The organism is Thermodesulfobium sp. 4217-1 (assembly GCF_039822205.1).
In the GTDB taxonomy this organism is placed as follows: domain Bacteria; phylum Thermodesulfobiota; class Thermodesulfobiia; order Thermodesulfobiales; family Thermodesulfobiaceae; genus Thermodesulfobium.
On the sequence record NZ_JBAGBW010000002.1, the window covers coordinates 141,324 to 164,386 of the forward strand.

Consider the following 23,063-nt stretch of genomic DNA (forward strand, 5'->3'; position numbering starts at 1 on the left):
CTAGTTTACCTCCTTTTTTAATTGACAATCAGGACAAATACCTACAATATCCAGATTTACAGATTCAACTTTAAACCCCTTTAGATCAAGGCTATTAACGTCAAAGTCGTAACTTTCGCTAATATCGACTATTTTTCCGCATTTTGAGCAAAGAAGGTGCGGATGAATGTGAATATTTGCATCGTAGTGAGCAATTCCCTTGAAGTCAATTCTCTTTATTTCTCCCTCTCTTTCAAGCTGGTCTAATGTCCTGTATACAGTCCCAAGACCCATCCTGGGTATCTTCTTTGTGGCGTTTTGGTAAATCCAAAGCGCATCTGGATGTGATTTCGTGCCCTTTAATATGTCTATTATAACCTTCCTTTGTGGCGTCATCCTCATCTTATGTCTCCTTATAAATTTAATACTTTTCTAAGTTTTGACTAACAAACATAAGTAAACTTTCTTAATTTAAAAGAGTCTACTTATGGAAAGATTTTAACATAATTTTAACAAGTTAAAATTATTGCTTATCTTTATCAAGTTCTACTTTCTCGAAAGAATTTTCTTCTTTGCACTCAGGACATTTTTTTGGCTTGCATCGACCTTCTTTTGTATAGCCGCATTTCTTACATTTAAAAATCGACATTTTTCTTAGCTCCTTTTGTTAATTTTAATAATCACTTATATTATATCATTTTGATAAACTATTTATATTAAAATACAATTAAAAATCTTTATATATTTATAAATAAAGTTTAGTCAATATTTTTTCCTTGGATTGATAATCTGATATCTTTTTCTCTTAAAAGGTTTTAACCTTTCACATGTTTTTGTTTAAGACGGCTTTAAGCTTAAAAATCTATAATATAAAAAGTTGAATAGAATTGAGGTGAAATATGGATCAGACAATGGGTTTGGGACAGACATTTTTCGGGTTATTTCTTGCGTTTGTGCTTGGCACGCTTATAGGTGTAGAGCGTCAATGGCGACAACATCCTGCTGGTTTGAGGACCAATACCCTTGTCGCTCTTGGGGCTGCCATATTTGTCGACCTTGGACTTCGTATGGGTGGGAGAGTCGATGATATAAGGGTGGTTGCTTATGTAGTTTCTGGAGTAGGATTTTTAGGAGCTGGGGCTATTATGAAAGAAGGCATAAATATAAGGGGTATAAATACTGCTGCTACTCTTTGGTGCTCTGCGGCAGTAGGCGCCTGTTCTGGAGCTCAACAATGGATGCCGGCAGCTATGGCTACTATCTTTATCTTGCTTACCAACACGCTTCTGAGGACAATGGTCGGTGCTGTAAATAATTTACCTATATTAACAGCAAATGATTTTATTATTTCTGTATGTGCAGGGGTAGAGCACAATAATGAGGATAAGGTTTTCAACGTAACAAGAAAACTTTTGAGGCAATTGGGCTATCCTGTGAAAAATATGAGAATAGAATCGTCAAAAGAGGGTGAAAGTAAAATAATATTTAATATTTTATCAGGCGACATAAATGAAGAAGATCTAAAGGATCTTCTGGAAAGGCTCAAACATACAAGTTATGTAAAATATGTAAATTGGAGCCAGGGGGCTAAAGATCATTAGAGATTGTTTACTCTTTTATGATGTGAATAGATTCAGGATCAATATGTACGTTTACTTTCTCGCCTATTTTAATTTTATACTTTTTGATAGTATCTTTTAAAGATACTGCTTTTAGAGAGATATCGCCTCGTAAAAAAATTTTATAAAAGAAATCAATCTGAACAACGTTTACAACTTCAAGGCTTATAATATTTTTTAAGTTGTGGTTTTCTTTTTCTGATTCGTCTAAAAAGGTCACATCTTCGGGCCTTATGCAAAGAATCACACTTTCTTTGACTGAAGTTCTCTCTTTTGAGTGTATCTCAAAATCAAGTTGGTTGAATTTTGCCTTTATAAGAAAAAGATCAGAGGATATATTTTCTACAAATTGGATTTTTGCTGAAAATAAATTTTCTATTCCTACAAAATTTGCGACAAATTTAGAATTTGGCCTTCTAAATATTTGATTTTTTTCTCCAACTTGAATTAGATTTCCATCTTTAATGATTCCTACAAGGTCTCCCAAAGTGAACGCCTCGACGTGATCGTGAGTTACATAGATTGCACTTAAAGAGAGCTTTTTCAAGATCTGCAAAAGCTCTTCTCTGAGCTCTTCTCTTGTGCGAGCATCAAGTGCTGACATAGGCTCATCGAACAAAAACATCTTAGGATTCGTAATTAAAGACCTTGCTAGGGCGACTCTTTGTTTTTCTCCACCGCTTAAATTAGATGGATATCTGTCTAAAAGGCTTTCTATGTGAAGCATTTTTATTATCTCTTCTGGATCAAGATTTGTTTTCTTGTATTTTTTTGCGAATTTGATAGGTGAGAGTATGTTCTCTTTGACTGTCCAATGCGGAAAAAGCGCAAAATCTTGAAACATAAATCCCATCTCTCTCTTTTCTACTGGCAGTTTAGAAATGTTCTGGCCGTCAAGATAAATCTGGCCGCTATTTGGAATATAAAAGCCTGCAATAGTTTCTAATAAAAGCGTTTTACCTGCGCCACTAGGTCCTAAAATTGCTAATATCTGGCCTTTTTTTAATTCAAAAGAGATATTTTTTAATAGAAATTTTTCAACCTTTACTTGAATATCTGAGACCTTAAGAAAACTCACTGTATGTCTATGCCCTCGATTTGTTGAAATTGGTTAAGTAGCGAAACAATATAAAGGTTGAAATAGTAACAATTAATAGTAATACTGCAGCAGCAGAGGACTGCTTTAAGCCCCCTGTGAGAAAGAGCTCATAGATTTTTACGGGAGCCGTCTCTGGATGATATGCTAATATTATAACTGCTCCGAATTCGGCAATTGATCTTGCGTAGGTAAGGACTATTCCGCTTAGAATAGATCTAAAGGCAAGCGGGAGGGATATGTGAAAGAAAACCTGGCTATTTGTAGCGCCCAAGGTTCTTGCAGCCTTTTCTATTCTGATATCGACGTTTTCAAAGCCCAATCTTGCAGAATTTACCATGTATGGCAAGCTTACAAAGAGCATTCCAACTATTATTCCAAATATGGTCCCCCAAAAACTAATCCCAAAAGATTGTGTTATGCGACCTATTGGGCCTGTTCTGCCAAAAACAAATAACAGCGCTATGCCTGCAACTGTATGAGGAACAGCAAGAGGAAGATTTACTATGGCCTCAACCAATGATTTATAGGGGAATTGGCCCCTTGCAAGAATATATGATAGAGGAGTTCCGAAGATAGCGGCTATAATTGCAGTAATAAACGAGGCCTCTAAACTCAACATTATTGAGTTAGTAACGTCGGGCATTTGAGCTACTTTTAAGATGAGACCAATCGGTTGCTCGAATAACATCTCTAAAAGCGGTAACAATATAAATCCTAAGATTATCATTGCGAACAACCAAAAGCTTAAAAACAACCAATTAAAATGTATCCTCTTGCTGTTCAACATATTTTTCATTTTACTATTTTGGCCACTCACTTACAAATTGCTTTAGTTCTGCTGGAACCTTAGTAGTATCATTTGCATATGGTTTTTCTATAACTCCAAATCCGCTCTTCTTCATTACTGCCTGACCCTCTGGACCAAGCAAAAATTCAACGTATTTTATGGCCCATTCAGTATTTTTAGAGTTATTTGGAATAGTTATAGCATATATTATCGGCTTTCCTGGGAGCTCTCCATTTTTCGTATCTACCAATGCCTCTTTATAGATACTTGAGTATTTTGGATCGCTAAGATTGATTTGTGTTGGTAAATCTAAGTATTTTAGATGATGCTGAAGTGCATCAGATTTATAAATAGCAAGATAGTCAATCTGACCAGCTTCAAGTGAGCTCAGTAACTCTGTTTCTGTGTCTCTAATATTTTTTTCTGGCGCATTTGCAAGAACTTTTTCGTAAATTGATGGATCTTTGTAATAGCTATCTGCAAGTTTTAACATTTGAAGTGTTTGGTAGCCAGATGGGTCAGTATTTGGATTTGATCTGCCAATCTGAACGCCCTTTTCTGACAATATTTTATACCAGTTGTCCGAGTTTATTTCGTTGGCATATTTACTTTTATCTGTATAGACAAAAGTAATCGAGTTGTTTACGAAGCCGATATACCAATCGGTATATTTTGTTTGGTTGTTTTCTCCAAACATATACTTAGGGATAACATTGTAGTCAGCAACTGCAATAATATCACCTGGTTGATGTAGATCGGTGACCTGTTTTACCATTTTTACGCTTCCACCAAATTGAGATTTTATGGAAACATTCGGATATTTTTTTTCAAAGGCTGCATCAATTTCTTTAAATGGCTTGGCTAAAGTTCCAGCCCCATAAAGGTATAAATTTACTTTTTCTGTTTGCTGATTTGCCCCCTTATTAGAGGTTGCACATCCTGCGATAAATACTCCAGCTAATAACAAAATTACGATTGCTACAATACCCTTTTTCAAATTAAGTTCACTCCTTTTTATCTAAGATTTTAAACTGATACTATTTTTCTATCCCCCCTTCTATAGAAAATATTTTGATCCTGTAGGATTTGGGGCATAAATGATATAGGCTTGAGGCTGTGAGATAAAAAAGGAGGCAAACAACTCTGGCATAGAGTCACTAAAAGAAATAAGTCGCGCATAATAAAAAATTGTCTCCTTTCCAATAGGGGGCTGCTCGGTTTCCCAAACAACCGTTAAGTGGTTCTTTGCCTTAGCCCAAGGCCTTAGGTCAAAAGAACTCGGAGTTTAGATAATTCTATAATAAAATTGGTTCTTTGTAAAACCTTATGTGCAGTATTTCTTGAACTTTATGCAGTTTCTTCCAGAATTCTTTGCATCGTATAGCAAATCGTCTACATTTTTTATTAGAGAATCAACTGTATCTGATTGACAGGCGTCGATAACGCCGATGCTTACAGTAAATCTAATGCTATTTAGATCAATGCCTTCCACTAACACTCTTAATTCTTCGGATAGTTTTGCGGCCTTTTCTATTTTCGTATTTGGCAAGATCAACATAAATTCTTCTCCGCCAAACCGTGCAAATGTGTCAATCTTTCGTAGTCTATTTTTTATGGTATTGCAGAATTCAACTAATACTCTGTCTCCCATATCGTGACCATATATATCGTTAATTTTTTTAAAGTGATCGATATCTAACATTGCTAAGGAAAAAGTTACGCCTGACCTCTTGTATCTTTCTGTCTCGTCTTGAAGCCTTTCTATGAAATACCTTCTGTTAGGTAGTCCTGTGAGATAATCTGTATTTGAGAGGTCTTTTAAATCTTTTTCCATAACCTTATATTTTGTAACGTCTATTATATAGTGTAACGATAAATCAACATCTACTGGCACCCACCATATTTCAAAAAACCTGCCGCCAAAATCAACTATGCAATTTTTTGCAACTCCTTCACTATGAGCTGAATTTAATAGGCAAAAATTGCAAGACGTATCATGATCTGTGCTATCTGGATTGTGCAAAGCATCTATTTGATTGGTTGAAACAAATTTACTTTTGTATATTTCATTCCAATAATATCCGCCCAAACGAGATTGAAAGAGGTCTTTTGCTGCCTGGTTTTGATAAATTATTTTATAGTTTTTTATAAGCCATGCTGGGTTTGGCAAACCATTTATCATAAGGTTTAACTGATTTTGCCGTCTTTTGTCTTCTTCTTCTAACTTTACCAATTCAGTTATGTCTCTTCCAAGCGATATAAAGTATTCTATTTCGTTGTTTTCTATTATAGGCGATATTATTGCGTCTAAGAAAAAGATATGACCATCCTTTGCTTTGTCTATAAACCTATATTTAAAAGTTTTTTTGTTGCGCAATATATTCCACATACCTTCATAGACTTCATTTTCTATGAGCCCAGACTTGAAAATATTTGGATTTTTTCTAATCAGTTCTTCTTTCTTATAACCAGAGATTTTGAGGACGGTATCGTTTATAAATACTATATTTGCATTTTTATCTGTAATTATGACCCATTCGTGAGTTTGATCCATTGCAAATTTCATTACGTCTAAGAGTCTATCTTTTTCAAATTTCTCGAACGTATAGGATAGATCTCTTTTTAGCTCTTCTATTAGTTTTATGTTTTCAAGTGAGAATGAGCCTTTGAAATTGTCAAGAATCAGGATTACGTATTCAACTTTTTTATTTCTAACTATGGGTATAGCGCAAAGAGAATCAATGTTGTGTTTTTTGTAAAAGTCTATCCAATAGGAATGGTTTGGATTACTTAGCACATCTACTCTTAATGAGATATCTTTTGTATGGTATGCTTCAGAAATTGCGCCTCTTCCATATATGGCATTTGTGTCTACGCTGATTTTGTGGTTTTTTAAAAACATATCAAGAGATTTTCTTATATTTTTGTCTTTTGTCTTTATAGAAATAGGCTTGAACAGCATATTTTTATCTATGTTGCCAAAAATAGCAATAAAATATCCAATTTCTTCTACGAGAACTTTGCAGACGTTTTCGATGAGAGATTCTTTGTTTCTTTCATTTTGGATAAGCTGGTTTATCTTTAAGAGGGCAGTTAATAATTTTTTATAAGACTCTTCAGAAGATTTGTCAATTATTATAACAAGACCTGATTTCTTTCCTTGAAAGTCAATTGTGTATGATGTTACATAAGTACTTATTAGGGCTTTGTCTTTTCTTAAAAAATTAACTTCTGAGAGTTCTTTTATAAAATTTTCTCCTGAAAGCCTTTTCGCAATAACTTTTTCTGATTCTAATCTTTCTTTCTTGTTCTGAAATATGAACTCAAAAAATGTCTTGCCAATTATCTCATCAAGGTCTCTGTCTATTAGATTCGAAAAAGAGCGGTTTGCATATACTATTTTGCCAGATTCTTGGTAAATAAAAAGGGATATTAAAGATGAATCTTGTAATAAATCTAATAAATTTATATCCAATTTAAGTTTCGGTATGTATATTAATTATATTTATCATAATATTTATGATATCAAAAAAAAAGAAATCCTACCACAAAATTATGATAGGATTTCTAAATTTAGGATAAATTTTAGAAATTTATGGGTCTAATAAAAGCACTCTTGCCAGCATATCTTGCAGACTTCCCAAGCTCTTCTTCGATTCTCAGCAACTGGTTGTATTTTTCTACTCTTTCGCCCCTAGCAGGTGCGCCTGTCTTTAGATGTCCAGCGCAAGTTGCCACAGTAAAATCAGCGATAAAGCTATCGGTAGTTTCCCCGCTTCTGTGAGAGATGAACGTTCCCCACTTTGAGTTCTGGGCATATCTTACTGTATCAAAGGTCTCTGAAAGAGTGCCTATCTGATTTAATTTAATCAAGACTGAGTTTGCAATATTTTCAGAAATGCCTCTCTTTACTATTTCTATATTTGTTACGAATATGTCGTCTCCAACTAACTCGATTTTGTCTCCTAGGACCTTGTTCAATAGTTTCCATGATTCCCAGTCGTATTCGGCAAGACCATCTTCTAATAACACAAGTGGGAAATTGTTTACGATTTTTTCATAGTATTTTACCATTTTAGCTGGTTCTAATTCTTTTTTCTCGCGCCTTAAAATGTATTTTCCCTCTTTGTAAAATTCGCTTGAGGCTGGATCAAGGGCAAAACCCACTTCTTCTCCAACTTTTAGCCCCGCATTTTCTATTGCTTTGCTCATCAATTCAAAAGGTTCCTCGTTTGATTTTACGAGCGGAGCGAAGCCGCCTTCGTCTCCTACTCCCACGCTGTAGCCCTTTTCTTTTAAGAGACTTTTAAGAGATTGATAAATTTCGCTGCACCACTCATAGGCTTCTCTGAAAGTATTGGCTCCGTAAGGTGCAATCATAAATTCCTGAAAATCTGCTCCTTGCCAATTTGCGTGAACTCCGCCATTCATAATGTTCATGCATGGAACAGGCAATAAATTTGCATTTGGGCCTCCTAAGTACTGGTAGAGCGGGAGGTCTGAGAAATAACTTGCTGCTCTTGCTACTGCAAGAGATACGCCGAGTATGGCGTTTGCGCCTAACTTGGCCTTATTAGTAGTTCCGTCGAGTTCTATCATAAGAGAATCAATTTGTCTTTGTTTGGTGGCATCTAAGCCAATTAATTTTGGAGCAATTATTTCGTTTACGTTGCTGACGGCTTTTAGTACGCCCTTGCCAAAAAATCTTTTTTTATCGTTATCTCTTAGCTCTATTGCTTCCTTAGAACCGGTAGATGCCCCTGATGGAACTCCTGCACGAGCTGTTATACCGCATTCTAATAAGCAATCAACCTCTACAGTAGGGTTGCCTCTGGAATCTAATATTTCTCTTGCCTTGATCGATGCTATCCCCTGTTGCATTTTATCCCTCCTAAAAAGATATTTTTTATTAGTATGAAACTATAAAATTTTAATGTCAAGTCAGATTGAGCAGTCCTTGCTTTACGGTTGGTATTTATTAAAGATTATCAAATTATATGTTTAAAAATTTTATACAATATTTTGTAATAAATAAAAATTATTTGACAAATGCGATCTGTTGTAATAAAATTTTTTGTAATATGAAGATATTTTTAATTACAAAGGTAAAAAGGAGAGTTTATGGATATTTCTAAAAAAGAAATAGAAGCTGCTCGTGAAACCCTAAAAAATGTAGCATATAAAACAGAACTCGCTTACAGCAACACGCTCTCTGGTATGACAGGAAATAGAGTCTATCTAAAAATGGAAAATTATCAGCGTACCGGTTCATTTAAGCTTAGAGGCGCATACAATAAAATTTTTAATTTATCTGAAAAAGAAAAGAGATTAGGCGTAGTAGCATCTTCTGCAGGAAATCACGCACAGGGAGTCGCACTGAGCGCTACCTTGTTAAACGTAAAATCATTTATAGTAATGCCATCAAAGGCTTCTATTGTTAAAGTTAAGGCCACAAAGAGTTATGGAGCGAACGTAATATTGCAAGGCGACAGTTTTGATGAGGCAAATGAAGCTGCCAGGAAATTACAGGAAGAAAAAAATTTGGTTTTTGTTCACCCCTACAACGATCTTGACGTTATTGCAGGTCAGGGCACTATAGGTTTGGAAATATTAGAGGATATGCCAGATGTGGATGTAATAGTCGTCCCTGTGGGGGGTGGAGGCCTTATTTCTGGAATAGCTATCGCAGCCAAACAGATAAAACCCAGTGTAAAGATTATTGGCGTAGAGGCTAAGAATATGCCATCTATGAAGGAAGCTCTTTTATCAGGGGTGCCATCTTTTTATAGAGGATCTCCCACTATTGCTGATGGCATAGCTGTTGGAAAGCCTGGAGAAATAACTTTTGAGATAATTAAAAAATATGTTGACGATATAGTTCTTGTAGATGAGGATGAAATTGCTGATGCTATTCTTGTCTTGATGGAACGAATCAAGACGATTTCTGAGGGTGCAGGCGCAACATCTGTGGCTGCTTTGTTGTATAGGCTAAAAGATTATTCTAATAAAAAAATTGCTGTTGTTATAAGCGGAGGGAATATAGATATAAATATGGTATCTCGCATTATAAATAAGGGGCTTGTGAAGTCTTTTAGAAAAGCAAGCTTCAAGGTAGTCCTTTCAGATAGACCGGGGTCGTTGTGGAAACTTCTTCAATTGGTGGCTGATTCTGGAGCGAATGTTTTATCCGTCTTTCATAACCGAGAAAGAGGGGATATTAATTTAGGCAGTGCTGAAGTGATTATCGATCTTGAGGTATTTGATAGAGAACATATATATAAAATTAAGACTCTCTTAGAAAATCAGCTATACGAAGTTAAATTAATTTAAAGTTAAGCTTGAAGTTTGTATTTTGGAAAAGTTTATTTTGGGAATAAAAATGATTTTAGTTGGAACTGATTTTCTTTGGCCTGATAAGGCTTAAGAATAATTTTCGAATAAACACTTAGGAGATGGCTATGGAAAGCATATTCGACATCATAGGACCAATTATGATTGGGCCGTCAAGCTCTCATACTGCAGGGGCGCTGAAGCTGGCTAATATGGCAAGGGCTATTTTGGGATGTACTCCAGCTGAAGTTAAAGTAAATCTATATGGGTCTTTTGCAAAAACTTACAAAGGGCATGGGAGCGATAGGGCTATTGCTGCTGGTTTTTTGGGTTTTTCTACAGAAGACGAAAGAATTCCTGGAGCTATAAGCATAGCGGCTAAGACGGGTGTAAAGATTAACTTTGTGCCATCTAATATTCCTGTGGATCATCCAAATACACTTGAATTTGAGATGACAGATGCGTCGGGCTTAAAAATAATAGTACGGGGCATATCTATTGGCGGAGGTAATGTAATAATTAAAAAGATTGATAATTATGAAGTTAATTTAACTGGCAATTATGAGGCCTTGATTGTTGGTCACAAGGACTATCCAGGTATAATAGCCAAAATTACGCAGATAATTTCTAGTAAAAATATAAACATAGCATATATGTATGTCTCACGATTAGAAAGAGGTAAAGACGCTATGATGACAATTGAAACTGATGACTACATTGGCTCAGATATTTACAGTATTTTATCAAGTTTGCCCGATTTAAATCTTGTTAAGATAATTCATAGGTCTTAAAGGGGTGATTATAGTGAACTCTTTTTCTACAGTACATGAGCTTATTTCGAAGGCTAAAGAAAATCATTCTAATATATCTGAGATAGTTTTGTCCTCTGAATCTCAAAAAATGCAAAAGGCTAAAGATGAAATAATTGAAGTTATGAGTCAGAGATTGACTGTGATGAGAAATTCAGTTGAAAAGGGTAGAAAAAATTATAATTATTCAATTAGTAAGATGGTGGGCACGAATGCATCAAAGTTTGATAGCTTTATTAGCAAAAATACTTATTTAGGGGGAATGGTAGAAAAAGCAATTTGTTATGCTCTGTCAGTTAGTGAGGTTAATGCCTGTATGGGTTTAGTAGTAGCCTGTCCTACTGCTGGCTCTTGCGGCATCTTACCTGGTGCTGTTTTATCTGTGTCAGAGGAAATGAATTTGCCCGATGAAAAAATCGTTTTAAGCATGTTCACTGCTGCGGGTATCGGCATGGTAATAGGTAACAACGCTGCATTAGCAGGAGCTGTGGGAGGCTGTCAGGCAGAATGCGGTTCTGCTTCGGCTATGGCTGCTGCTGCTGTTTTGGAGTTAATGGGAGGCAGCCCAGATCAGATTGGTCATGCGGTTGCTTTAGCTTTGAAGAACTGCCTTGGGTTGGTTTGCGACCCTGTGGCAGGCTTAGTGGAGGTGCCTTGCGTCAAGAGGAATGCCTTTGGCGCTGTTCACGCACTGGTCGCTGCTGAGCTAGCACTGGCCGGCATTGAAAGCGTTATCCCCCCTGACGAGGTGATATCGGCTTCTTATGAGATTGGGCGTTTGATGCCAAAAAGTCTAAAAGAGACTTCTGAAGCAGGTTTAGCCAAGACTCCAACTGGTAAGAAGATAGAATCTATGATGAATAGCTAAAAAAATTATCTATTTTCTTAGTTTGAATTTCTAATCTTAAGTTTATTTAATTTAACTATTATAATTTTAAGGAGATGAAGATTTTGTCAAAATTAAAGGTGATATCTACAAAGAGCGCTCCAGCTGCAGTAGGGTCATATTCTCAAGCTATAATGGCTAATGGTTTTGTTTTCGTGTCTGGTCAGCTGGGGATAGATCCAAAGACAGGAAATTTCGCAGGTGAAGATACAAGATCTCAGTTTGATCAGGCCTTGCAAAACTTAAAGTCGATATTGAGCTCTGAAAATTTGAACTTCGATAACGTAGTTAAAACAACAGTATTTTTGACCGACATGAGCGAATTTTCTTTGATAAACGAAATATATGCCAACTATTTTCAAACCACTTTGCCTGCAAGATCAGCTATAGAGATTTCAAAATTGCCAAAGGGAGCTCGAGTTGAGATAGAGGCCATAGCAAGTATATAATTTTATAATAACATGTTATAAAGAGTTGCGATCAAAAATTTTTAAATATTTTAATTTGGTTCAATGGCTAAACAAGATTTACATTAAAAAATTTTAATGTAAACAATATGAAAGGAGTAAAACATGTCAACTCAAAATTTTTCAAATTGGCAACAAGAGTATGAAAAATTGTCAAAAGGCAACAAAATAGCTTCATCATACACTTCTTTTTTTAGTGACGATTACAGGTTAAGCGTATCGCCAGCGGAGGCAATAGTAGATAGTGAAGCTTTTGATGCTCTTCTCAAGCAAGATCAAAAACAAGTGAGGATTATAAAGCAAGATGAAGGTGTGTTCTTTAAGATCTATTCATGTTGCAAAATACCCTTGTATGAGGTATTGCCTATTTTAAGAAATTTAGGTTTAAATGCTGTTTACGGGAATTTCTCTGAGGTAAGCGTAGGCGATAAAAAAATACTTATTCAAAGCTATAGCATAGAAAATGTAAAATTTGATATTGAAAAAAGCGCATCAGTTATTCAGGATAATTTTATTGCGATAATAAACAATGTGGTAGAAAACGATGAATTAAACGCACTTGCCGCTAAGGAATTTCTTGACTATAAAACGATTGACCTATTAAGAACTTTTGGCAGTTACCTAATGCAGGTAGATTTTAGCTTAAAAAGAAAATCTGTGTTTACAACCTTGGTAAAGTATTCACAAATATCAAAATTATTTATTGACCTATTTGAACAAAAATTTAAACCATCTATTGAAAAGGGCGCAAGAAAGACAAGCGAGGTATTCAGTCAAATAACAGCTATGCTCGAAGAAGTAAACAACATACAAGATTACAAGATCTTAAATGCAATTTTAAACGTGGTCGATTCTACTATTAGAACAAACTTTTATAGAGACAGATCGTATCATTATATTTCTCTTAAGATCGACTCTTCCAAGATACTTAGAATGCCATTGCCAAGGCCTATGTATGAAATATACGTTCACTCTTACCTGATGGAGGGTTGTCACTTACGTGGAGGCAAGGTGGCTAGGGGCGGTATTAGGTGGAGCGACCGAAAAGATGATTTTAGGCTTGAGATATTGGAACTTATGAAGACCCAAATGGTAAAAAATGCAGTAATCGTGCCTGTTGGTTCAAAGGGCGGATTTATAATAAAGCAGTCTAACGGTGATGCACAAGAGAAAGCTATAGAATCTTATAAGACTCTAATTAGAGGTATGTTAGATATTACAGATAATTATTCTGTTTCAAAACAGCAAATAAGACCACAAAATGTGGTTTGCTATGATGACTTTGACCCATATTTGGTAGTGGCAGCAGACAAGGGTACAGCGAAATTTTCTGATATTGCAAATGAAATTGTTCAAGATGAATATAATTTTTGGCTTAAGGACGCATTTGCTTCAGGTGGCAAGTTTGGATATGATCACAAAGAATTAGGTATTACTTCCAAGGGCGCTCTGGTGTGTACAAAGAGACACTTTAGAGAATTAGGGGTAAATTTAGACAACACTCTTATAACAGTAGCAGGCGTTGGCGATATGAGTGGCGATGTATTTGGTAATGGTCTAATAGAGTTAAAAAATGTTCAGTTAAAAGCTGCTCTTAATGGTAAAGAAATATTTATCGATCCAAATCCAGATATAGAAATTTCTTATAAAGAAAGAAAAAGGCTCTATGATAATGCTCTTACGTGGACTCATTATAATAAAGAGCTGCTTTCAAAGGGCGGCTTTATATGCAGAAGAGATGAGCGTTCTATACCATTGAACGAAGATGTAAAGGCATTTCTGGGTACTGAAAAAGATAGCGTTTCTTCAGATGAATTAGTTAGACTGATACTTGGCGCAAAGGTTGATTTGTTTTGGATGGGCGGTATTGGCACCTATGTAAAGGCGACCAGCGAGACGCATGAAGAGGCAGGAGATAAGACAAATGACATCGTAAGAATAAATGCCAATGAAGTGAGGGCCAAGGTCGTAGGAGAGGGCGCTAACTTAGGCTTTACACAAAAAGCAAGGGTTGAATATGCCCTTCTTGGTGGCAAGATAAATACTGATTCTCTGGATAACTCTGCAGGTGTGGACATGTCTGACCAGGAAGTAAACCTTAAAATCTTACTTAACGATTTATTGGAGTCGAAAGTTGTTAAAGATTTAAATGAACGAAACAAGATTTTAAAAAAGCTTACCCCTGAGGTCGTTCAAAGGGTGCTCGATCACAATTATATGCAAAGTTTAGCCATATCCTTAGATGAAATTAGGTCTAAAAATGAACCAGAGGTATTTTTCGAACTGATAGAATTCTTCCAAAATCAAAAGTTATTTAGCGAAACAGAGTATAGTTTCCCGAGCAAAAAGGCTCTTGCTGCAAGATTTGATTCGAATATAGGATATACAAAACCAGAGCTTTCTATAATGCTATCTTCTTTGAAGATGTTTGTATACACGAGCCTTCTAAAAGAGGTAAACTTTGATAAGCATTTGATTGACAAATATGCGCTTTTATATTTTGCACCTTCCACAAGGCAAGTATATAAAGAATTTATAGAGAGACATTTATTAAAAAAGGAAATAGCGTCGACATACATCACAAACCTGATCGTAAATAGCAACGGCGTTGGCGCAATCGCTAAGATAAACATGCTAACTGGATATCCTTATACAAGCATTATTAAAACTCTAATCTTTATATACGACTTGCTTGATGTTCAAGATATCAGAAATGAAATTTTCTCATATGAGAACAAGGTAGACCAAAGCTTTATCTATCAAACAATTATTGATATGTTTTATGCTATTGAGAGATTCGCCACAAATCAAATTTATCTTTTTGGCGACTCTGTAATAGAATATGTCTACAAACAAGAAATGTTAAACTATATCGAATATTATAAAGAAAATGCAATAAGAGACGGCATATTTAAGTCAAAATTTGAAAACAAAGTCAAAGAGCTATCGAAATATTTTAGCAAAGACCTTTCAGAAAGGATTGCTTATAATTATTTTATAGACGATTTTATATTAGCTTACTATATTACAAGAAAAACTGATAAGAACTTCATATTGACAATCGAAACTATTGAAAAGATAAACGAAAAGTTTGGTATTCAAAAGACAATTGATTACATTAATTCTATTAGAGTGGTGAATGAATGGGATAGATTTGCACAATTTTCTATGATAAAGAAATATGTATTCTTTATCGTAAAATTGACAATGAAAGTTCTTAGCGATTTTAATGGTAACGTAGATGCTCTTGTTGCTGCAAAGAAGCAAATATTTGAGGATTATACTGGCAGGCTGAATACTACATCCAAGCTTTCCGCCAACAACTTGCATCCAGTTTTACTCTTGTATGACAAGTTAGAAGAGCTATTGTAAGGCTTTAGAGTTTTTGTAGCAGGAAATATTAAGGCATTATCGCTTTAGGTTTAAATGAAATGGCATTTTGGGATGAATCCTTGTGATTCATGGGGGGGGTAATATTATCTTGGAATATTTTTTCAAACAAAAGAAAAATAGATTTATAATTAATTCTCCATAGGCGTGTGGCAAAAATTCAAACAAATTATTTTTGTAAATAAAATAATTTTGACAAAAAAATTTAATGATATAAAATATTTTGTAAAGTTAATTTTACTATCTTGATATTTAATAGTATGTGGGTTATATAAATTTAAACTTATATTGAGAGGGCTAAAATGATAAATAAGGATATAATTTTACAAATTCTAAAAGATTCTGTTAAACCAGCATTGGGCTGTACAGAGCCTGGGGCAGTGGCATATGCTGTTTCGAGGGCAAAAGAAATACTTGATGAAGATATTTCTAAATTAACTATATCTGTAGACAAAAACATTTTAAAAAATGGTATGTTCGTTATCATCCCTGGAACGAAAGAAAAGGGTATTATCTTTGCTGCTGCACTGTCTATGGTGTGCGGCAGATCTGAGTATGGCTTAGAGGCCTTAAAGGATGTTAATAATTCAGATGTAGAGAAAGCTAAAGAAATCATAAAAAATAACGTTATTCATTTAGAACTAAAAAAAGATATTGAGGGACTTTATATAAAAATTGAAGCAGAAAGCTATTCTCACAAATCAGTAGTGGTCATAAAGAGCAAGCATGACAATATTGTTTTCGAGAGCAAGGACGATCTTGTCATAAAGTCAGATAAAGCAAATGATGAAGTTGTAAATAATCATATCGATTTAAATAAGATAAAAGAGTTCTCTATATATGATCTTATTGATTTTGTTAACGATATTGAAATTGAAAAGATTGAATTTATAAATGATGGAATTGAAATGAATAAAAAAATTGCATATGCTGGCCTGGAAGATAATATTGGGGTTGGAATGGGCAAATTTATTAGAGCAAAAGTCGTTGATACTGAATCTTTGGCTGTTGCTTTGACAGTGTCGGCATCAGAAGCAAGGATGTCTGGATATCCTCTACCTGTTATGAGTAGCGCTGGTTCAGGAAATCACGGTCTGGTGGCAATAATACCCATATCGATCATTGGCGAGAAAAGTGGATTTAATAAAGAAGAAGTTATCAGGGCTGTGGCACTAAGTCATTTACTTACTTCTTACGTAAAATCTTATACAGGCGTGCTCTCTCCCTTGTGTGGCTGCGGGATAGCTGCTGGTGTGGGCTGCAGTTCAGGGCTTACCTATATGAGAGAAAGAAATAAAGAAAAGATCGAGAATTCGATTAAAAATGTCTTGGCAGGGCTATCGGGAATGATATGTGATGGTGCTAAGATTGGGTGTGCTTACAAGCTCTATCTTTCTGCGATGTCTGCGATTGAAGCTTCAAATATGGCTTTAAACGACATTGTAATACCTTATGATAATGGAATTTTGGCAGAGAGTGCTCAAGATTGCATAAGAAATCTTGGTAGAGTTTCGGTGGAAGGAATGAAAGATACAGATAACACTATACTGGATATAATGATAAAGAAGCAATAATATTTTTTCTTGAGTTGTGGTATATTTATAAATTTTGAAATATAATATTTTATATTATTAATAAAAAATTGGAGGCTCGATGACTGCTGACGAGAGAAAAGCTATTTTTGACAATTTAATAAGCATAGCTGATGCTGTGAGTGAGATGTTTGGCAGGAATTGCGAGGTAGCTGTTCACGATCTGAGGACCCCCGAAAAATCTTTGATTCATATTGCTGGAGATATTACTCACAGAAAGAGCGGTGCCCCTATAACCGATCTTGTTTTGAATGCATTAAAAAAATACAAAGATGATGCAAAAAATATGATTGGTTATAGGAGCATGACGAAAGATGGAAGGATACTTCGATCTACTACTAGCTTTGTAAGAGATAAGAAGGGTAAAATCATCGGAGCGTTTTGTGTAAACTTTGATATTACTGAGTTTATAGGCACCTATAATGTCTTTAAAGATCTTTTGGAAAAGGGTTCTGAGTTTGATAAGAATGAAACCTTCGCAAAGAATCTAAATGAGACAATTGAGACGCTTACTCAGGAAGCCATTCTTGCTTTTGGCAAGCAGCCATCAAGTTTTACTTCTGAAGAGAAAATAAAATTTGTTTCTTATCTTGATGAAAAGGGGGCTTTTCTGATAAAGGGTTCAGTTGAATATGTAGCATCTATTCTTGGACTATCTAAATTTACAGTATATAGCTATTTGCAAAAAGTTCGTAACAATTCTAATTCCAATGATGACTAAATTCTATTTTTATGGAATTTAATTTAGAAGATATTTATAAAAAAATTCAATATAACGAAATAGATTTAAAAAGGGCTTTAAACTATTTTGACATCCAAGAGAAAGATTTAGACACATTAAGAAATGCTTTAGGCATAATAAAAGATGTGCCTGTTGAATTTTTCGATCAATTTTATGATCACCTGTTGCAGTTTCCTGAAACGGCCAAAATTTTGAATAAGGATAAGGATTTAATAGAGAATTTAAAGCTAAAGCAGAAATTTTATTTTACCAATATGTTGAGAGCAAATTTTGACATAAATTATATAAAAGAAAAGATTAAAATAGGTATGGTTCACTATTCGTTGGGGGTTAAAGAAGATTATTATATTGGTGCATATTCAGAATATTTTTATTCACTAAAGAAGTATGTGAATCAATTTTTGGATAGGCAGCTTAATATAGAGTTTAATCACTCTCTGGCAAAGGTTATGCTATTAGATATAAATTTGACAATAAAATTTTATTTTTTCATAAAGGAAGAACAGGAAATATTCTTTAGGAACCTTTCCGAAAAAGATCCTTTAACTGGAATATATAACAAAAGGAAATTTCAAGAGATTTGTGGTCAAAGTATTTCTGAGTCTGATAGGTATAAAAAAGAGCTTTCTTTTATATTTTTCGATATAGACAATTTTAAAAAGGTAAACGACACATTTGGACATGACATAGGGGATGTTGTCCTAAAAGAGATTGCAAATATTGTTAAGCGTGAAATTAGAAAATCTGATTATTTTGCAAGATGGGGCGGAGAAGAGTTTATATTGATCCTCCCTGAGACAAATATCAATAGTGCGCTCGCGGTTGCTGAGAAAATTAGAAAGTCAATCGAGGTCTATGAATTTCCTGTAGTAGGACGTGTCACAGTTAGTATAGGCGTTACAAGCCGCAAGTTTAGCGAAGACTACTCAGACCTCTTTAAAAGGCTTGATGATGCAGTATATAGAGCAAAGTCTCTGGGGAAGAATACAGTTGTAGCTAATTAGCTCTAAGAAATTCTTAATAGGACAAGTTTAAAATTTCAAAAAGATTTTTGTGGAAGCTATTTTTAAAATTTCAAAAATCTGATATATTTAAAATCTATGTTAATTAAAACTGTAAATTTTAGAAAACTGAGGTTGTTTTGATGAAGCAATTTAACAAAGAGTTTCTTAGAGATACCTGGGATATAATTAAGCCATACTGGCAATCAGAAGAAAAAAAGATTGCTTGGTTTCTTTTAATTGTAATAATATTTTTAAATCTGTTTTTGGTTTTTATAAACGTTCTTATAAATCTTTGGTACAACGAGTTTTATAATGCCCTTCAAGAGCTGAACGCTCAAGCCTTCTGGGTGGCTATTCTTCAATTCTGCGGCTTGGCGTTTTTTTATATAGTGGCTGCAGTATATTCACTGTATTTAAATCAAATGCTTCAGATTAAGTGGAGAAAGTGGCTTACAGATAAATTCTTGAAAAAATGGTTGGATAAAAAGATTTATTATCATCTTCAAGTTTTTAATAATTCTACTGACAACCCAGATCAGCGTATTAGCGAGGACCTGAACCTTTTTGTGTCTCAAACACTGAGCCTGTCGCTGGGACTGCTTAGCTCAGTAGTAACCCTTGCCTCATTTGTAGGGATTTTGTGGACGATATCTGGTTCAATTTCATTTGCATTATTCGGAAATCAAATTACAATACCTGGTTATATGGTTTGGGCAGCTATCTTTTATGCTATTGCTGGAACATGGATTACTGCTGTTATCGGAAAGCCTCTGATAAATCTAAACTTCAACCAACAGATGTATGAGGCGAATTTCAGATTTAACATGGTTCGAATTCGTGAGAACAGCGAGAGCGTGGCCCTTTATGGGGGCGAAAAGAAAGAGCACAAACATCTTATGACAAACTTTGTAGACGTCTTTGAGAACTACTGGAAGATAATGGTTAGGCAGAAAATGCTTAGTTGGTTTACTTCTGGATATAATCAGATAGCAATAATCTTTCCCATACTTGTAGCATCTCCCAGGTTTTTTGCAAGACAAATTCAATTGGGTGGTCTTATGCAGATTGCACAAGCCTTTGGTCAGGTACAGTCCTCTTTATCATATATAGTAAATAGCTACCCATCACTGGCAAGCTGGCATGCGGTAGCCGATAGATTGAGAACTTTTGAGCACAATATCAGCTTTATTGAGAGGCTTCAGCAGGACAATAATAAGATATTAATAAATCGGGCTGAAAATTTAAAAGTGGAAGGTCTTTATATACTTTTACCAGATAACAAGACTCCGATAATAAGTGATTTGAATATGTCTCTTAACAAGTCTGAGAGACTTCTGATTGTAGGGACTTCTGGTATAGGAAAGAGTACTCTAATAAGAACTCTTGCTGGTCTATGGCCCTTTGGGGAAGGTAGAATTTTTCTGCCACCAAAAGATAAAATTCTTTTTTTGCCTCAAAAACCTTATCTGCCGGTAGGATCTTTGAGGGACGTCTTGGTGTACCCAAATGGCGATCCAAATGTAAGCGATGATGTTTTAAAGGATTTATTAGTCAGTCTAAATCTAAAGCACTTGGTGAATAACATTTCTGAAGTAAATATGTGGTCGCAAATTCTCTCGCTAGGAGAGCAGCAATATTTGGCCTTTGGAAGGATTTTTCTGCAAAAACCGCAATGGATTTTTATGGATGAGGCTACGAGCGCTCTTGATGAGAGATCTGAGAGACTATTGTACGAGAGGTTAAAAAATGCTTTGCCAGATAGCGCTGTGATAAGCGTAGGTCATAGGTCAAGCTTGATATCATATCACGAAGCTAAATTGACAATTTTAGGAGAAGGAAATTGGAATTTGGAAAGAATAAACTTATAGACACTGATAATCTCAGCCTATAAGTTTAGATTTATAATAAGAAATATTTTTAATGCGAGCTTAATTTTTTGATTTTATTTATTTTTGTACTTTCCCTCTATTTCCAAGTATTCTGGAAGCCCAATAAGGGAATTGAACTCTTCAAAAGAGGACATTTTGTCTGATATATTTTTAGTTGAGCCGTCTTTTCTTATAGTTTCAAAAACTGCTGTAAATGTTTTTGCAGCAGAATATATGGCGCAAACGGGAAAGGCTACAGCAGCAAATCCCATATCTTGAAGCTCTTTTGACGTTAGAAGAGGTGTCTTGCCTTTTTCTATCATATTTGCAAGAAGTGGCTTGCCCAAAGGTTTTAGAGAACTAACAATATAATTCATTTCTTCTATAGATTGAGGGGCTTCAACAAAGAGCATATCGGCACCTGCCTTTGCATATTCTGTAGCCCTATATACAGCGTCTTCAAGACCACTGACAGCTCTTGCGTCGGTTCTTGCCATTATTACCAGGTCTGGATCTCTCTTTGATTCGGATGCAGCTTTAACCTCTTGTGGCAAGAAGTCTCCTACCTCTTAGGTGGGGGATGAATTGCCATAGCTTACTTATTATGATCTTATTATGATAGAATATAAATGTGTCAACGTATAGACAAATGGTCGGAATAACAAATAACTGACCAGTAATGTGCCTGTATTCCGTAAAGTCAAGCTGGTGCACTGGCAGGACACAGTAGGGCAGGGACTGCCCGATTGCAAGCCTGTGGAGATGCCATACGTCATCTGAGAAGCAGGAAGCTCACACCTCTTAGGTGGTGAGTAGTTCACTACAAATGCCATTTCGGTAAGAGGTGACATACTCCCACCACCTACGCTAACACTTAGAGGTGGAGGCTTCTTGGGACGTACCAGCTAACGCCAGTATAATTACCAAGCTATCCCCGTTTGCCCAACGGTTCTATATTACCTAACTTTTCCCACTATTTTATACACTACACCCTAAAAGTTTAAGAATTAATTTTTGTTGATTTTTTAAAGTAACGGTTTTTGTCCAGTTTAGATTATGCTTTTCAGATCTGAGATTAACAATGTAACAAGATTGTAGAGTTTCAAGCACGTCTACAGGTGAAATTCCAAGAGATTTTGTCTTCTGTTTTATATAAGTTAAAATTGCAAATGCAATGTAACAAATCTTTATATGAGCTTTGATGTGATCCATTCTGTATTTTCTTATTGGGTGTAAATCTATTGAGCTTTTTAATTCTTTAAATGCTTTCTCAACAATATCTCTTTCATAATAAAGCCTTACTACCTCTTGGCTTGACATATCTGTGTTGTGGTAAACAAGACTATAACCAAAATACTTAGCCTTATCAATATCAAATTCGTCAGTTTCTATAGCGAAGTTTCTCTTAGCAATTTCTATTTCTGGATTATAAATTGCAATAAGCTTGCCATTAAAGAATGAAAAATCTTTAACATAAACTGATGTGTTTTTTAATTTGACCCTGTTTATCGGTTGAAATATTTCATCTCTATCTATATTGCTTAGATAATCTGATTGTATCTTTTTGTTCATTCTAAAACCACATATGGTTTTTTGATTTAGATTGTTGAGTTCTGTTATGTTCTCAAAACTACTCATTCCTCTATCAATCAATACTAAACTAAATTGTTTCATTCTTGCTTCTAACAAGAAATCCTGAAAAATCTTTACATTATTAATATTGCCTTCATAAACCTTATGCATTATTGGTATGCCTTCTTCTTTTGTTACAGCAAGAGCTATTTGGATCAATTTACCTACTTTGCCATCTTTACCTCTTCTTGACTTGTAATCTACTTTTGAGCCTGAGAAGTATGCATCTGTTATATCTATAATAAGTGCATCTTTATCTTTTGAATTTGAAAATAATTTATTAAAGATTAGATTTTCTATTTCAGAAAAAGACAACTCTTCTAAATCATCTAAGGCTTTATATATATTTTTGTCAATTAACTTACCAATGCCAAGCAGTTCTTTCAAATATGTTTCTTCTATATATTCTGGTAATTTGTACAATGGTTTGTGTTCAATCAGTTGAGTATAGACAAGTAACAGAATATACTTTGCTTTTTTCCCTAATTTATCTTTTAAACCAAGCTCATTAGAAATACAGTCAAGTAAATAATAATCTAAGTACCTTTTACAAGAAGTTATTTCAATATCATCAGTATTAACACTTCTTACAACCCTACCATCTACTTCTTTGCCTACATATCGAATTACCCTTTGTTTTACTTTTCCTTCTTCTCTGTAACTCTCTACTTCGGCTAAATAGACAGAATTTTTCTTTTTAATTTTTCTAATAAATGACATAGTGTATATATTATACACTACAAATAATATTTAGTCAACAGAAATCAAGGCATTTAAGCCATTTTAATTGTAGTGTATAATTTTTAGGGGAAAGTTAAGATATTACTGTTAGGATATGCCAAGCAGGCGACAGCCTTCG

Annotated in this window: 19 protein-coding genes and 1 riboswitch; of the genes, 10 read left to right on the top strand and 9 right to left on the bottom strand. The window is 34.8% G+C overall.

The window, feature by feature from the left end:
- Positions 1 to 381 carry a Fur family transcriptional regulator gene (locus V4762_RS01790; protein ID WP_347314056.1) on the bottom strand — a complete coding sequence of 127 codons (381 nt, stop codon included), beginning with the start codon at positions 379 to 381 and terminating at the stop codon, positions 1 to 3.
- A 121-nt stretch (positions 382 to 502) separates the two neighbouring features.
- On the bottom strand, positions 503 to 628 hold the full coding sequence (locus tag V4762_RS01795; RefSeq protein ID WP_347314057.1) for an RCKP-type rubredoxin-like domain-containing protein: 126 nt from the start codon (positions 626 to 628) through the stop codon (positions 503 to 505).
- 250 nt (positions 629 to 878) lie between these two features.
- On the opposite strand from V4762_RS01795, the gene V4762_RS01800 reads away from it, so the two are divergent.
- Positions 879 to 1,580, top strand: coding sequence for an MgtC/SapB family protein (locus V4762_RS01800; RefSeq protein ID WP_347314058.1), 702 nt, complete (start codon positions 879 to 881; stop codon positions 1,578 to 1,580).
- A gap of 7 nt (positions 1,581 to 1,587) precedes the next feature.
- Here V4762_RS01800 and V4762_RS01805 read toward each other — a convergent pair whose 3' ends face one another.
- From V4762_RS01805 to eno, 5 genes are all read right to left on the bottom strand, one after another.
- Positions 1,588 to 2,676 (bottom strand): ABC transporter ATP-binding protein, encoded by a 1,089-nt coding sequence (locus V4762_RS01805; RefSeq protein WP_347314059.1) that lies wholly within the window; start codon positions 2,674 to 2,676, stop codon positions 1,588 to 1,590.
- 7 nt (positions 2,677 to 2,683) lie between these two features.
- A complete protein-coding gene (locus tag V4762_RS01810) occupies positions 2,684 to 3,424 on the bottom strand; it encodes an ABC transporter permease (RefSeq protein ID WP_347314060.1) in 741 nt (246 codons plus the stop codon).
- Positions 3,425 to 3,497: 73 nt separating this feature from the next.
- Complete coding sequence (locus tag V4762_RS01815; protein ID WP_347314061.1) at positions 3,498 to 4,481, bottom strand: extracellular solute-binding protein; 984 nt, start codon at positions 4,479 to 4,481, stop codon at positions 3,498 to 3,500.
- Positions 4,482 to 4,660: 179 nt separating this feature from the next.
- A riboswitch (molybdenum cofactor riboswitch) is annotated at positions 4,661 to 4,780 on the bottom strand.
- A gap of 28 nt (positions 4,781 to 4,808) precedes the next feature.
- Positions 4,809 to 6,959 (bottom strand): diguanylate cyclase, encoded by a 2,151-nt coding sequence (locus V4762_RS01820; RefSeq protein WP_347314062.1) that lies wholly within the window; start codon positions 6,957 to 6,959, stop codon positions 4,809 to 4,811.
- 110 nt (positions 6,960 to 7,069) lie between these two features.
- Positions 7,070 to 8,365 carry a phosphopyruvate hydratase gene (eno, locus tag V4762_RS01825; RefSeq protein WP_347314063.1) on the bottom strand — a complete coding sequence of 432 codons (1,296 nt, stop codon included), beginning with the start codon at positions 8,363 to 8,365 and terminating at the stop codon, positions 7,070 to 7,072.
- A 240-nt stretch (positions 8,366 to 8,605) separates the two neighbouring features.
- Between eno and ilvA the strand changes: the two genes are divergently transcribed.
- The 9 genes from ilvA (at position 8,606) to V4762_RS01870 (ending at position 20,572) form a co-directional block, all read left to right on the top strand.
- A complete protein-coding gene (gene ilvA / locus V4762_RS01830; RefSeq protein ID WP_347314064.1) occupies positions 8,606 to 9,814 on the top strand; it encodes a threonine ammonia-lyase in 1,209 nt (402 codons plus the stop codon).
- Between the two features lie 128 nt (positions 9,815 to 9,942).
- A complete protein-coding gene (gene sdaAB, locus V4762_RS01835) occupies positions 9,943 to 10,605 on the top strand; it encodes an L-serine ammonia-lyase, iron-sulfur-dependent subunit beta (protein WP_347314065.1) in 663 nt (220 codons plus the stop codon).
- A gap of 13 nt (positions 10,606 to 10,618) precedes the next feature.
- Entirely contained in the window at positions 10,619 to 11,491 is an 873-nt protein-coding gene (gene sdaAA / locus V4762_RS01840) for an L-serine ammonia-lyase, iron-sulfur-dependent, subunit alpha (RefSeq protein WP_347314066.1), read from the top strand.
- Between the two features lie 74 nt (positions 11,492 to 11,565).
- Entirely contained in the window at positions 11,566 to 11,958 is a 393-nt protein-coding gene (locus tag V4762_RS01845; protein WP_347314067.1) for a RidA family protein, read from the top strand.
- 123 nt (positions 11,959 to 12,081) lie between these two features.
- Entirely contained in the window at positions 12,082 to 15,348 is a 3,267-nt protein-coding gene (locus V4762_RS01850; protein WP_347314068.1) for an NAD-glutamate dehydrogenase domain-containing protein, read from the top strand.
- A gap of 320 nt (positions 15,349 to 15,668) precedes the next feature.
- The gene (locus tag V4762_RS01855) at positions 15,669 to 16,940 is read left to right on the top strand and encodes an L-cysteine desulfidase family protein (protein WP_347314069.1); all 1,272 of its coding nucleotides are present in this window, start codon (positions 15,669 to 15,671) and stop codon (positions 16,938 to 16,940) included.
- Between the two features lie 79 nt (positions 16,941 to 17,019).
- The gene (locus V4762_RS01860) at positions 17,020 to 17,679 is read left to right on the top strand and encodes a helix-turn-helix transcriptional regulator (RefSeq protein ID WP_347314070.1); all 660 of its coding nucleotides are present in this window, start codon (positions 17,020 to 17,022) and stop codon (positions 17,677 to 17,679) included.
- An 11-nt stretch (positions 17,680 to 17,690) separates the two neighbouring features.
- The gene (locus tag V4762_RS01865; protein WP_347314071.1) at positions 17,691 to 18,704 is read left to right on the top strand and encodes a diguanylate cyclase; all 1,014 of its coding nucleotides are present in this window, start codon (positions 17,691 to 17,693) and stop codon (positions 18,702 to 18,704) included.
- Positions 18,705 to 18,844: 140 nt separating this feature from the next.
- Positions 18,845 to 20,572: an ABC transporter ATP-binding protein/permease gene (locus V4762_RS01870; RefSeq protein WP_347314072.1), complete on the top strand. Its 1,728-nt coding sequence runs from the start codon at positions 18,845 to 18,847 to the stop codon at positions 20,570 to 20,572.
- 74 nt (positions 20,573 to 20,646) lie between these two features.
- On the opposite strand, the gene V4762_RS01875 is transcribed toward V4762_RS01870, so the two are convergent.
- Positions 20,647 to 21,126: an isocitrate lyase/PEP mutase family protein gene (locus tag V4762_RS01875; protein WP_347314073.1), complete on the bottom strand. Its 480-nt coding sequence runs from the start codon at positions 21,124 to 21,126 to the stop codon at positions 20,647 to 20,649.
- Between the two features lie 424 nt (positions 21,127 to 21,550).
- A complete protein-coding gene (locus V4762_RS01880) occupies positions 21,551 to 22,924 on the bottom strand; it encodes an IS1634 family transposase (RefSeq protein WP_347314074.1) in 1,374 nt (457 codons plus the stop codon).
- Between the last annotated feature and the right edge of the window lie 139 nt (positions 22,925 to 23,063).

Bases quoted from the DNA above. Each gene is read 5' to 3' on its own strand.
- V4762_RS01790 (WP_347314056.1), bottom strand. From the start codon at position 381: ATGAGGATGACGCCACAAAGGAAGGTTATAATAGACATATTAAAGGGC.
- V4762_RS01795 (WP_347314057.1), bottom strand. From the start codon at position 628: ATGTCGATTTTTAAATGTAAGAAATGCGGCTATACAAAAGAAGGTCGA.
- V4762_RS01800 (WP_347314058.1), top strand. From the start codon at position 879: ATGGATCAGACAATGGGTTTGGGACAGACATTTTTCGGGTTATTTCTT.
- V4762_RS01810 (WP_347314060.1), bottom strand. From the start codon at position 3,424: ATGATAATCTTAGGATTTATATTGTTACCGCTTTTAGAGATGTTATTC.
- eno (WP_347314063.1), bottom strand. From the start codon at position 8,365: ATGCAACAGGGGATAGCATCGATCAAGGCAAGAGAAATATTAGATTCC.
- ilvA (WP_347314064.1), top strand. From the start codon at position 8,606: ATGGATATTTCTAAAAAAGAAATAGAAGCTGCTCGTGAAACCCTAAAA.
- sdaAB (WP_347314065.1), top strand. From the start codon at position 9,943: ATGGAAAGCATATTCGACATCATAGGACCAATTATGATTGGGCCGTCA.
- V4762_RS01845 (WP_347314067.1), top strand. From the start codon at position 11,566: ATGAAGATTTTGTCAAAATTAAAGGTGATATCTACAAAGAGCGCTCCA.
- V4762_RS01850 (WP_347314068.1), top strand. From the start codon at position 12,082: ATGTCAACTCAAAATTTTTCAAATTGGCAACAAGAGTATGAAAAATTG.
- V4762_RS01855 (WP_347314069.1), top strand. From the start codon at position 15,669: ATGATAAATAAGGATATAATTTTACAAATTCTAAAAGATTCTGTTAAA.
- V4762_RS01860 (WP_347314070.1), top strand. From the start codon at position 17,020: ATGACTGCTGACGAGAGAAAAGCTATTTTTGACAATTTAATAAGCATA.
- V4762_RS01865 (WP_347314071.1), top strand. From the start codon at position 17,691: ATGGAATTTAATTTAGAAGATATTTATAAAAAAATTCAATATAACGAA.
- V4762_RS01870 (WP_347314072.1), top strand. From the start codon at position 18,845: ATGAAGCAATTTAACAAAGAGTTTCTTAGAGATACCTGGGATATAATT.
- V4762_RS01880 (WP_347314074.1), bottom strand. From the start codon at position 22,924: ATGTCATTTATTAGAAAAATTAAAAAGAAAAATTCTGTCTATTTAGCC.